Raw genomic sequence first — 13,846 nt, forward strand, 5'->3', positions numbered from 1 at the left:
TGATTAATCTTTAGGAAAATCTTTGTTGCGAGCAAAACCTAAAAAGTTAAGTTTGAAAATCGAAATTCACTGATTTCCCAAACTAGTATCAAAACTTATTTTGATACGTTTAACTCGATCTTTAATATTCATGCGATAAACTACTCGATCTGAATTTGTAAACGGTGTTGACTGATGTTCACCAGTAATAGTTTTTTCTTCATCATTAATATTTGTATAAGTGATAGTGATATATTTTTTTCATCAATCTTTTCGTTCAAAAGGAACATATCTGCCATCTTTAAAAAATTGAAATTCTAATTGATGAACATAGACTCCATAAGGAAAGGATCTAACATTTTGGGGAATTAGATGAAAATCAACAGTTTTCCCAGGTCCTGGATTATCTTTATATCAATAGTCATTATTTTTACGTAGAACATCACTTGGTGCATATCTTTTACCTCAATATCAAGAAGCAGTTGTTGAACCAAAACCTCAAATTTTGCTAGCATTTGGATCTGCATTTAGATTTACAAAGTTGAACTGTAAAGGATTAGCTTTTAAATCGAAGCTATTTCCCATGTATGAAATTTGATATTTTGGCTCTAAAATTCCCTGAAAGAGATTTTTTACTTGAATTTCTGCATTAACTGGAAATTTAAAATTAGTTTTTAGATATTCATTTAGTTTTTCATCTTTAATATCTGCTGCCATTTTTCAATTGTTAATACGTCAAAAATCTTTTCATACTTTGTTAATTTTTTCTTTAAGATCGAAAAGATCCTCGAAAGTATGTTCGGATGTAAAGTTGGATAAATCTAATTCAAATTTATTTTTAGTTGTTGATGGAAGCTTGTTTTTGGTTTTATCTTGTCAATAAAAATCTACCAATTTATATTTAGCAGTTTTTAAATTTTTAACTTGATCACTACTAAATTTAGCAATTACCTCATAAATATTATTGGAAGTGGTACTGCTATCTTGAGAAAAATTAGTTACTTGAGGAGTTTTCTTGATTTCAATTTGATTTGCAAAAAAGTTAACATGTTTGTCATCAATTTGATACTTAATATTTAAACCATTTTTTAGTTTTATTAAATCAAAATCTGATTTTATATTAAAAGAAATTGTCCCTTTTTGAGAATCATAGTTTGAGTTATTCACAAGTTTAAAATCATTTTGAAAACTAAAACTATCTGGAAAATTAATTTGAGTTTTTTCAAAAAAATTAAGGTTGTTTTCTTTTACAATACCCACATAATTAATATGATATTTCTGGTTTATATCAATATCTAGTATTTCAAATTCAAGATATTTTTTACCTTCTTTTTCAACAACATAACCAGTATATAATCTGCCTTGCCCAGGATTTTGCTCAGTTGATAATTTAATTTCTGTTCATTCATTAACATTGATTGAATTGGCAACATCAACAAATGGGATACTAATTTTTGTGTTATTAAAAGAATCGTTTGTATAGATAACTTTTGAATCTTTTAAAATATTTCTTGCAACAATTGAAAAACTTTGCTCTTGATCAACTTGTTGTGAAGGCTGAGAACCAGAGTCAATAATTTTAATTTCGCTTAATGAATAAACTTTATTTTCATGATTTAAATCAATTGTAGTTTTATATTCTCTTTGTCCTTGCTGAATTGCAATTTCAGAAGTGCTAGCTTGATCATTTTGACCATCTTTAAAAATAAGTTTTATTTTTTTATTTTGATATTTTGTTAGATCATTATCATTAATAAAGTTTATTTTTAGTGACCGGTTTTTAGTAAAAGGCTTTTCACTGAAATCATCGATATTGAAACCTAAAAGATTATTTTGTGTTTCAAATTTAAATTTAGTAGCATCTTTATTTTCAAAAAATGAGTGTAAAGTAGCACCTACTTGATAGTCTTTTCAAGCTTTTTGTGGTTTATTAGCAAAAGCTAGAGTTTCGAGATAGTATTCAGTTTTGCTATCAAGATTGTTTAATTGAAAATCTAGTTCCCATTTTTGATTATTTTTAGTTAATAAAACTTGTGCTTGCGCACTTTTTTGATCAGAGTTATTTGTTTTGCTTTTAAAAATGGCAATAATTTGTTGGTTCTCGCTAAACACACTCTCTTTTGAAGTAAAACTAATTTTTAGTTTAGCAGAATTTGAAGTTATCTCAGAAGTGTTTAAATTATCATCTAGGTTAATATCAAAGTTTTGGTATGGAAGCTCAATATTATTATTTAGTGATTTTGCTAAAATAATTTTTGAGTCTTGAGGATTAAATCCATCAATTTTTAATAACCGATTTGAAGGTATGTTATCAAATTGAAAATCTATTTTTGAATCATTTTGTAGAAATGATTTAGATTCAAAAAATTCACTTTCATCATTTTGATTTACTAGTTTAATTTTTAAGTTAGAGTTTAAATTTATAGGATTTATGAGCTCTAAACCTAATTTTAAATTGTTATTATTAAGAGTTGTTTTATAAATGTTTTGCACAACTGAGACATCGTTGACAATTCGTAAATTATTGTCAATATCAATGCTAATTGTGTTACTAAAATTATCACGAATATGTAATTTTTTTGCAACTAAATTAGCATTCTTTTTATTGGTAATCAATTTTAGCTTAGCTTCAAAATTAGTATCTTCTGTTTCCAACTCCGCAGTACTATCGCCTTCAAGATAACTAGCTTTTACTTGTGCTTTTGATAAATCTAGGTGTTTATAATCAATATCAAAAATAAAATTATTTTCTTTATCAATTCAATAATTATTAATAATAATTTTATTGTTAACAATTAAATTTGAATTTTCTGTTGATTTTCAAATTATACTATCACTATTGTCGATTGGTTTTTCAGATTTAATTACTTTGATTTCTTTTAGGAAAAATTCTTGATTTATTTTTGCTGGCAAAGCAAAATTCACAAGAAATTGATTGTTTCTATTTATAGGCCTAGATACAACTTTGGCATCACCATTATCATTGGCAAATGTTAGTTCAATTTGATCATCAGATTCAAACAAATCATTGCCACCATTAAGCTCAAAACTACCTTTAATTTTGGTTAAATCATCACTTTCTAATTGTTGAAAATTTGTAATATTTATTGCATTATCATGAACAACAAAAATATAATTTTCATCAAAATTTTGATTAGTTGTTAAATTAGTTACTTTTTTCAAAATATATTTTTTATTATTTTCCAAATTAGCATTGAATTTATAAGTTTGAAAAGTGCTATCAAAACTATCAAGTCTTGCTTTTATAATTTGATTTTGGTCTTCAAAATCTACTATTTCTAGTTCAATATTTTGGTTAGCAAAGTCATTATTATTGTTGAAAATAACATTAATTTTCTGATCATTTTTATTATAAAAAAAGTGAATCAATCAACTGATTTTTCTCTATAAAATCAATGGAATTTTCTGAAAAAGTTAAATTAATATTAGCAATGCTAATAGTTTGTAAATCATCTTTTTTAGAACTTTTATATTGGTAAAGTTCTACTAATTTATAGCTTTTATCCAATTGCAGACTTTTATAATTGAGTATTTCAGAGCTACCATATTTGTCAACATTTATATCTTTTTCAATTCTTGATCCATCAGTTGCTTCAAGTATTAATTTTACTTTAGTATTGCTAGTTAAAAAGCGATTAAATTCCAATTTGGATGTCGAAGGATTTCATCTAAGATTATCAAATTTGGGCGCTTGTTGAAAATCAGCGTTAAAAAGCTTAGTTACTCCAGCATTGATTTGCACAACTGCTCAGTTGGAGCTACCTGGATTTTCTAGCTCAAGTTGTCCTTTTCCATCGACTAGAATCAATTTATTCTTTTTTGATTTATCTTTGTTTTCAAATTTTACTATCACTTTTTTGTTAAAGACTTTTGGATTTTGAAAATTAAAGATAATTTTTACTTCACCATCTTTGTCATAAGTATACTTATAATTACCTTGATTTCTGTTGTAGATAATACCAACAGTTGCACCCACTACTGAAAGTGTAACAAGTCCTACGACTGTAAATAAGATAATTTTACTTCTTTTTTTATTATTAGTTTTCATACTATTTTTCCCTTTAAGTAAAATAATGAGTAATATTTTAATATCTTTTTGAATTATTCAAATTTATTTTTTGTTTTAAATTAAGAAATAGGTTAATAATTTTAAAAAAATCTTTAATAGTAATATAATATAATTAAGTTATGAAAATCAAACTTGAAAATTACATAAGAGATGTACCTAATTTTCCAAAAGAAGGAATTCTTTTTAAAGATATTTCACCATTATTAGCAGATGGGCATGCACTTAATTATACCATTGTTGAAATGGCAAATTTAGTAAAAGATGCAGATGTTATTGTCGGACCTGATGCTCGTGGCTTCCTTTTTGGAACTCCAACAGCTGCATTTTTATCAAAACCCTTTATCATGGTAAGAAAAGCAGGTAAATTACCAGGTGAAGTTGAACAATATTCCTACGATTTAGAGTATGGTTCAGCAGTACTTGAGATTCAAAAAAACATGATCAAACCAGGTCAAAAAGTTGCTATAGTTGACGATGTCTTAGCAACTGGTGGCACATTAAAAGCGATTGTAAAAATGGTGGAAGACCAAGGAGCAGTTGTCTCAAAAGTTGTCTTTTTATTGGAGCTAGAAGCACTCAATGGTAGAGAATTACTAAAAAATTATGATGTTAGCTCCTTAATAAAAGTTTAGTTTTTTTAAAAAAATATCATATATTTTTCCTTGAAATAAATTCAAAGATTTTTTCATTATAATTTAAAACTAAAAAAATAAAAATTATTATATAAACAAACTTATTTTGTGGTAAAATTTGTTTTGTTATTTGGGGGTGTACTGGCTTTGACAGGTACAACAAGATATAGCAAGGCAGTGGTGTGGTTACCTTAAATACCAATATTTTCTTAAATGCAAACAAAAAAGAAGACAAAGCTGTGGATGTAAATCTATTAGCAAGTCAATCATTTAACTCAAATCTAGCATTCGCTTAATATTTTGAAGCTAGTGGAAGTTGTTTAATCTTGTGTAACAAACTTTCTCATATAACAAGATCGCTTTAATAATTCTATTTTATTATATAAGGTTAAATTTTTTAAAATAGTTAATTAGATTTACTTTTTGTAGTTTTAGTAGTTTAATTAAAAACAAAAAACTAATAAACTGTAGACTTATATATGCTTTTGTATGTGGACCGGGGTTCGACTCCCCGCATCTCCACCATATCAAAAAAATCTGGCTAAACCAGATTTTTTTGTTTTTTAATTATGAAATTGGCAAATTAACAAATTAATTGCCAATTTTTCTTTTAATTATTATATTTTGGTATAATTAAAGAGAATTAAAGTAAAGCAAGGAGGAAAGTATGTTTTATACCAACCCATTCCAACCAAAAAAACAACCTACTATGGAGCAATTGTGAGTAAATGAAAAAAGCAAATATCGTATTTGAATTTTTCTTTTTCCTGCAATACTTGCAACTATTTTTATTTTATCAATTGCAAACATAATTGTTCTAACAGCAGGAGTAGATGCAAGTGATGTTTTCAAACATCAATATAAAAACACTTTAATTTTATCTAACATTGTAACAATACTTTTATTATCAATATCGATAACATATTATACTATTTCTATTTTTAACTCATACAAAGAGAAAAATTTTCTCAACATTGGACAAAGATCAATAGGAATTTCTTTTTTTGCGTTTTTAACTAATTTGACATCAATATTAACAAGTTTTAGTCAAATAATTATTTCTTCAAATAAAGCAGATTTTGATTTTAACTATAATGCAATTTTAGTGATTTGAATTATAATTGTCGCAGCAACAATAACAGAAATTTTTTCTTTAAGACAAGTTTTAAAAATTAAGAGTTTATTTTTGGTTTCATATCAATCTGAATTGGTTGAAAAGCAAATTGAAGACATCCGTAAAAATCCAGAAAAATATCAAGACATTTTAAATATGTTTGGTCCACAAATGGCACAAAATTTTGCAAATCAAAGCCAAAAAACTAACCAACAAGAAGACAATAGTCAAGAAAATAAAGCAGAAACAACAACTAGTTCTAAAGAACAGGAAATTCATAAAAAAATTAGTAATTTATCTATTAAAGAACTTCATGAATTAGCACAAAAATTAGAAATTTCAAGCTATTATGAAATGAAACCTGATGAGTTAATTAAAATTATTGTTAAGATTTTAGCTTCTGAATAAGAATATAATTCACCTTTAAATTCAAATAGACAAGCAAAATGCAATAAGAGTATTATTATACTAATGTTGCATTTTTTTTATTTAAAAAATACAATCGCCGTTATTGATCTAACCGGTCTTGATAAAGCTGCTACATATGAAATTGAAAGAGTTGAATATGCAAATGGGGTAGCACCAGATCCACAAGCCACCCAATTCACTGAATTAAAAAAGAGCGATGGTGGCACTGTAACTAGCACATTAAAATTAATTGCGGAATCAACTACTATTAAATCTATTAGTTATAACTCAAGCGATACTAAAGCAACAATTGAAGTTCAATTTGATGAAAAAGATAAAGAGTTTTTAAAAGATCGTTATTTTAAATTTGTCTTTAAACCAATTAGCGGTGGTAGAAATGTTGAGGCAACAGGGCAAGTAAGTAATGCAAATGGAAGTGAAGCTAAAATTAATTTAGAATTTAATGGAAGTCCAACATTAGAACCAGCTACTTATTATACTATTGAAAAAATTGAGAATGTTAAAGAAAATGGTGCAGGAGCACCAGCAGGCGCGGCGTCCACTGCAAATGATGAATTCCATCCCTTAACTAAGATTAGTTATCAAGCTGGCATTAGCCAGAAAGCTTTTTTTGCAACCAAGCCACAAATTAGTGATATTGAATTTGTACAAAATAGTGAAACTAGTTATACTGCAACTTTTAATATTAAAGATCCCCTCGCTGGACAAACTAATTCTTTTGAAGGTAAAAGTGTCAAAGTTTACTATGAGAAGCTTCCAAAAGATAAGATAGCTGAGAAAAATACCTTTGCGATCGCTAATCCAACAAATCAAGCAGATCAAACTATTAAATTAAATGGAGATGTTAAAGAAAAAACTGCAACCATTTCCGGAAACAGCTTTAGTGTCAGATTAGATGATCTCGATAAAAATGCTTACTATAAAATTCTTGGGGTCTCTGTTGATTTAAGTAATGATAATACTAAATTAACAACAGATTCAGAAATCAAGGATAGCAGCAACAACTACCTATTTAATTTTGCAAATAACATCTCTGATGTTAACCGTTCTTTCCATGTCATCCCTGAGAGTGCTACAATTACTGAGGTGCAACAAGGTGAGAAATCACTAAATAAAGCAAAGCTCACCTTTACTTTTGATAAAGACAAAGGGGACTTCTTCTTAGCTAATAATAGTTATAAAGATAATTTAAAATTAGTTTATCGTGGCATTGGTGGTAATAGTCAAGCTCAGGAAGTTAATTTAACTAAAATGTCAGGTGATGAAAATAGTGATTCAACTGAAGTTAAATTTGAAGCTAATATTAGTCAATTGGATCCAGGAAGCTTGTATAGCATCATTGGCATTAAAGATAAAAGAACTGAAGATCGAGAGCGATTTAAGCAAGCTAATACATCCGTTGGTCCTTATCCAATTGTTTATACATTTGGACCATCTACAACAAGAACTTTTGCTACACTAGCTTCAATAGCCGAAATCCGCAGCTCAGCTGTCGTTGGTGAGCAAACTGCACAAACTATTTCTATTAGATTAAAAGATCAAGGTGATACTTTTAAAAACAATGGGCAGCCCAAAATTTTAGAGCTCACTTATGCTCAAGATACTTCAGAGAATCCAACTGCTCAAGATAAAACTGTTGAAATTCCAGTAACAAATGGGCAAGGAAGCATCAAATTAACTAGTCTTGCTAAATATGGAAATTATACTATTAAATCTATTAAAGAAAAAGATACTGGTACTCCTATTTTAGTTCATGAGGAAGGTAACACTAATACTCCAAAAGATATTCCTTTTGAGCAAAGCATTACTGATAAACAGCAAAACAAATTCCAAGTTCAGCCAACTAGTGTTAAAGTTGATGATTTTAAAGTTGTAAGCATTGATAGCACAACTGCCAAAGTTAAATTCACTTTTGACAACGCCGATAAGCTTTATCTAGACAACTTTACTAACCTAAGATTAAATTATAGTGCTGCTGATGGGCGTCCTCTTACTTCAAGTGTTGGTAGAGTAACAGACGACAAAGGACAAAAAATTGTCGAATTTGATTTGACCAATTTAGAGCCTGCCAAATATAGCGTTGATGGCCTCACCTTTGAATATCCACTTAACTCATCTGAGAAAAGAGTCAAAGTAGAATTTGCTGAAAGCTTAAATATTTCAAAAAGAAGCTTTACAACACAGCCACAAATTATTGCGGCAAGGGCACAAGGTACTGGCGATAAAAGCGCAAGCTTTGAGCTTGAATTAGCTGACCCACATGCCAGTTTTGTAGGTCGGCAAGTAAAAATTGACTATCGTACTAAAAGAACAAGAGGTAGTCGTCAAGTTAGATCAGCTTTAGCTTCAGGTTTAAAAAGTGAACAAGGTAGTCTGATAACCACCCTTTTTGCTGATGGGACAAGTGCCAAAGCGCTAGTTAATATTGAAGGGCTGCGAAAAGATACCACTTATGAAATTGTGAGCATTGAGCTCATCGGTGGGCTTAAAAACCCGATGGAGATTACTCAGCCACCTGTGCCACCTGCTCAAGACTACACAATTGAAGATGATTCAACTAAAACTAATTTAATCACCAAAGAATTTACTACACTAGCTACTAGCGCACTAGTAACTCATGTCGAGTCTAGTGTTAGCTCAGCAACTAGTGCAACTGTTAAGGTATTTTTCAACTTTGATGATGATTTTCTCTTAACTAAAAATCAAGCCCTTTATCTTCGTTACCGCTCATCTAAAGGTGGTGCTTTTAAGGTGTCTCCTACTTCTGTTAGTCCAACTCGTGATGCAAAAAGAGGCTTCTACTATGAATTTAGTTTGACTGACTTAGATGAAGGTTCCAAAAACAGTTTAATTGATTTGTCAACTACAAATACTACATCTGTTGACAATGATTTAAAAATTAGCGTCGGCGGTGATGCTGCCAATATCGACAGGCGCTCTTGAACAACTACGCCAACGCTGGCCGATCTTAATTTTATTTCTTCTCAAAACTCAGCGCTGCTGCGCTTTAAGTTAGAAAACACTGGCCAAACTGACTATGATAATAAAAATGTAAAAATTAAGTATAAAAAAATTAGTGATATTACTAATAAAAATCAGTTAGATGTCGAGCAAGAATTTAGTAACACCACAACTATAACAAATGGTATTATTCAAGCTAATATTGAAAGACTTGAAAGAGGTAGTTTTTATAAATTAGAATCACTTGCAATAACTGATCCAAATGGTGCTAACGAAATACCAATTGCTTTCTCATCTGAGTTTCCTCACAACACCAATCACGACATTTTCAACACCAAAGTTGAAAATGCTTCACTGCAAGACATTGTTGTCTTAAATAATGATAAAAATGTCCACGCTGGTAAATTTGAAATTAAATTTGATGCTAGTCAAACTTTTTTGATTGGCAACTATCAAGCTGCCATTCGTTATGGTACGAAAGATAATAAAGTACCACAGTTGACCTCCCAATTTGTTGATGTAACAAAGGGAGCTGGTATGGATATCAAAGCTGATATTAGCTTAACTAATTTAGTTGCTGGACAAAACTATGAAGTAAAAGAAGTTATTCTCCAGAGAAAAGCTAATAAACAATTTATTGAAAATGTTATTTTCTTGCCACAGCAATTAAGTCTAGTTAATAATCCGGCGCAGGAAAATGGGCAAGGTGAGCTCAAATTTAAAAGTCAAGATAATCCAGCCTTGAAGACCAAGGTATCAGTCGCTGCTATTTTTTCTAATTCAACTAGAGAAAAACAAGCAACAATTGATGTTTTTTTCAACAATGTTAACCAGTTGTTATATGATGATGCACAAGTTAAATTAAAATATAAATTAAAAACCACAGGTGCTTTATCTGTTTATAGTGATGATCAAGTTCATGAGGAAACTGCTACTTTTAGTCGAGCTGAATCAAAGGCCACCTTCAATCTTGACAGCCTTATCAAAGACTCAGAGTACAGCATTGAAGCAATTGAGTGGATGGATAGAAGTGTGGATGCACCTCAGGCAGCTCATTTTAAAACAGCTAATTTTAGAAATACCGGAATTGGAACTTCTGGTGTTGAAATTCCCTTTGATGGTCAATTAAGTGATAGAGACAATTTCCAAAGAAAATTCAATGTTATTGCCCAAACTGCAACAATTAATAACATTGAAATTTCTAACATTACAAATAATGCTGCAAATTTAAAAGTTAAATTTGCAGTTCAAGATGATGCTTATTTGCACAATCAACAAATTGCTCTAAAATTAAAACAATTAGCTAGTGCTTCTCAGGGGCAAAACCAACAACAATTGATAGTTTATTCTAAACAAGCCGACATTGATGTAGCAAGCCAACATATGAGTGATAAAGCTCGAGCTGGCGAGATCGAAGCCACTTTTGATTTATCACAATTAGAAGCTGGATCTAAGTATCAAGTCGAGAGTGCCATTATTAGTGGTAAAACTGTTACAGTTAATTTGAATAGCACTATTGACACAGATGCAAATAATTTCACTGATGCTACTCGAAATCGGGCAACATTTGTTACAAAAACAGAGATTACTAATATAGTAGCTTCTAATATCGGCGACAATAGTGCAAATCTTATGGTCACCCTTGCCGATAGTGGCCAAGTTTTAAATGGCAAAATGGCCAAATTAAAACTCAAGCCAATTAGCATTGTTGGTCTTAACAAAGATGTCGGGAATGCCCAACCCGTCGAAGTCACCGGAATGCTTACTACTACTACTACTACTACTACTACTACTAGTGGAGTATTTAACTTTACTAGCATGAACAAACTCCAAAAACATACTCGCTATGAAGTTGAGTCTTTCACAGTTGATGATTCCACCTTTAAAGCAAGCAATTCTAATTCAGCAAGCATTAGTTTCTCAGATGACTTTGGTACAAATAAAATATTAGAAGCTAACAAATTTGTTACCACCACAGGTAGCACTCTTGAATATGATAAAGCTGATAATCGTCCTGATTTAGATGGAAATAAAATTATTAATGGTTATTCAACACGAGCAACAGGAGTTGATTCAGCAGAAATCGAATTTATCTTTGATAAACTTAATGTCGCAATTGCTAGAGGTCACCAATTTGAATTGTATTATGCCAAAATTTCCACTGGGCGTGAAACAGATGAAAGGGGTGGTGGTACAACTCCGGATCCTACATCCACAGTCAAAAAAGCTACTACTCTTGCTGAAGTGCAAGATATCAATGGTGATGCAGCTCACGGGCGTTTAAAATTCATTCTTAATTCATCTAATAGTAGTTTAGATCATTCTTCAACTTATGCAGTCGTTGGTATTAATAATACTACTACTGGGAATTTTATAACACTTTCTAATTTGAGCGGGGTTAGCCCAGCTAGTGTTGCTGGTAGTTCTGTTACCATTCCTACAATAAATGGAGATAAACAAGATACTATCAAATTTACAACTCAGATTCCGCTTCCAAAGGTAACCAGTATTGAAGTAGGAGATAGTACTCCACTTAATGATGGTACCTTTAATGGTGATTACGCATTTGAAACTAAGATAACTATTCAATTTGATAAAAATGCAGAATATGCTTTTGATGATACAACTGTTATTCCTAATAATAATTTCAAAGTTCGTGTTCGGGCACAAGAGCGAAAACGTTTTGTAGTAGAGAGAAATCGTAATAGTGATGGAACTAACAGAACTGAAAAATTCACTCAAAGTGAAACTGGGTTTAACTTTGATGATACTGAAACTAGTTTTGGAAATGGAGAAAAATATCAAGTTACTGATTTACGATATTTTCCTGATCCTTTAGGTAATAAACTTGAATTCAAAATAAAAGCCAATGACATTCGTAGATTAATGGGCGCTGAGTTGGAATTCCACATTGGTCAAGATAAAAGTACAAGTAATACTCTAAAATACTACAAATATGTTGGTCACGGTGGTCGCAACGGAAATGACAAATTAGCCACTCAGCAATCTGAGGCCGTTGTTATTGATAGAAATGCTGAAGGTAATAAAATTACTGCCCAAATCAAACCACAAATTCTCATTGAAGATGCTGTCAATAGTGATGTCATCATTCCTGGGTTGATCGGCTATACCTTTGCAGTTTATGATCCTCTTCACTATTTAAAAGAGGTGGATCCTTTTGCAGATCCAATTGCGACGGATCTACGTTATTTACTAACACCTTATTCAACTTTTGCTGGAAATATTGAATTTAAAGATGTACCTCATAGTGTAAATTTAAGTAATAATGTAACTACTAATAATGGTAATATTCTACTTGATACTGGAATCATTAATACTAACCGTGACGTAGGGAAATTCAACCTAAAAAATCCCTTTAGTGAGAGATATACAAGAAGAAATGTTGATGACTTTCGAGTATTAGGTGGTTATAGAGAAAATAATTTATCAACAATAGGTGGTAATTTAGTACAACGGTTTAATCAAACTAAACCACAATTTGTCCGTATTTGATCCGCTGAAGACTACAATCATTTTTTAAACCGAGGTGGTAATGCTGATTCATTACACTACGGTCGTGATACTGCTTTTATTACTTTCTACTATTATGTAGAAGATGAATTAAGAGGTGGACAGAGAAATCTAGATAATAGAGACTTTAGAAAAAATTCAAGTATTGCTAAACAATTTATTTTCTTTGATTTAACTAAACTCAAATTTTTTGAAACTGCAAAAAATAGAAACTCAACCATTGTGCGTAGAAACCCAATTAGAAGTATTTTTACTTTTCCACATAGACACAAAGATGATATTGCCTTGCCACAGTTAAAAAAAAGAGATTATATAAATGCTCGTTTTCCACATATTTCGTTTGCTCCAACTGACAGATCACCTTTATATTTAGGAACTAGTCCTGATGGACAAAGATTTGATAAATATATTAATTTAAAAATTGGTTATGATGGTAGAGCAAATCAAAACAATAGTAGTTCAACATTAAGATATATTGCTGTTGGTAATAATGATCGATTTGTTGGTATTAATTTTAACAATATTCCTGGTGGTGATAAGGGCGGTTATGCCTACTCAACAGGTCAAAATGGTGGTGGTGGTGGAAGTCTACTAAACGATAATCAATCTGGTTCACTAAAATTGGATTTTAATTCAATACAATATCGTGATATTTATGCAAGAATATATGATGTTGAGTATAACCGGGGAAGCAAACAATTAACAGCAAAGTTTGCTTGACCAAATACTTTCGCCAGTGAAGTTTTTTTGACTAGAGGTAGAGGACTACAACCCAATCATTATATTCAATTAACAGCTGCTTTTAAAGCAAGAGATGGAAAAATATTTCTTGCTGGAACTAGAAACAACACTGCTGCTAGCCCATCTCAACAAATTCAGTTTCTTAATGATCAATACTTTACAAATTTTACTTTTGATTTAAATAATTTTACCCAGGGAAGCAATCCTTACCGCCCTCATGTTGATGGTCCGCTAACTCTGTTAGGATTTTGAGGTCGCTTTGCTAAGGGGGAAGACCGAACTAACAACCCTCCCGATGCCGTTGCGCGTACCATCTACTATCAACCAGACCAATATTACACCTCAATTGTTAAAACAATAAAATGATAA

General features: G+C 30.7%; 5 protein-coding genes and 1 other RNA gene. 4 read left to right on the forward strand and 2 right to left on the reverse strand.

Translation table 4 applies throughout. The annotated features are described in order from the left end of the window. Nucleotides 1–3: 3 nt before the first annotated feature. Nucleotides 4–3,369 (reverse strand): hypothetical protein, encoded by a 3,366-nt coding sequence (locus MCJ_RS02035; protein ID WP_012751630.1) that lies wholly within the window; start codon nucleotides 3,367–3,369, stop codon nucleotides 4–6. Further along, nucleotides 3,350–4,048 carry a hypothetical protein gene (locus MCJ_RS02040; RefSeq protein WP_012751631.1) on the reverse strand — a complete coding sequence of 233 codons (699 nt, stop codon included), beginning with the start codon at nucleotides 4,046–4,048 and terminating at the stop codon, nucleotides 3,350–3,352. Before MCJ_RS02040 ends, MCJ_RS02035 begins: the two co-directional genes overlap by 20 nt. A gap of 140 nt (nucleotides 4,049–4,188) precedes the next feature. On the opposite strand from MCJ_RS02040, the gene MCJ_RS02045 reads away from it, so the two are divergent. The 4 genes from MCJ_RS02045 (at nucleotide 4,189) to MCJ_RS02055 (ending at nucleotide 13,846) form a co-directional block, all read left to right on the forward strand. Further along, nucleotides 4,189–4,701, forward strand: a complete 513-nt coding sequence (locus tag MCJ_RS02045) for an adenine phosphoribosyltransferase (protein WP_012751632.1) — start codon at nucleotides 4,189–4,191, stop codon at nucleotides 4,699–4,701. A gap of 132 nt (nucleotides 4,702–4,833) precedes the next feature. Further along, nucleotides 4,834–5,226, forward strand: a transfer-messenger RNA (tmRNA) gene (ssrA, locus tag MCJ_RS03620). A gap of 142 nt (nucleotides 5,227–5,368) precedes the next feature. After that, on the forward strand, nucleotides 5,369–6,223 hold the full coding sequence (locus MCJ_RS02050) for a hypothetical protein (RefSeq protein ID WP_012751633.1): 855 nt from the start codon (nucleotides 5,369–5,371) through the stop codon (nucleotides 6,221–6,223). 63 nt (nucleotides 6,224–6,286) lie between these two features. Next, nucleotides 6,287–13,846, forward strand: a complete 7,560-nt coding sequence (locus tag MCJ_RS02055; RefSeq protein WP_012751634.1) for a hypothetical protein — start codon at nucleotides 6,287–6,289, stop codon at nucleotides 13,844–13,846.

This window comes from Mesomycoplasma conjunctivae (assembly GCF_000026765.1).
In the GTDB taxonomy this organism is placed as follows: domain Bacteria; phylum Bacillota_I; class Bacilli_A; order Mycoplasmatales; family Metamycoplasmataceae; genus Mesomycoplasma; species Mesomycoplasma conjunctivae.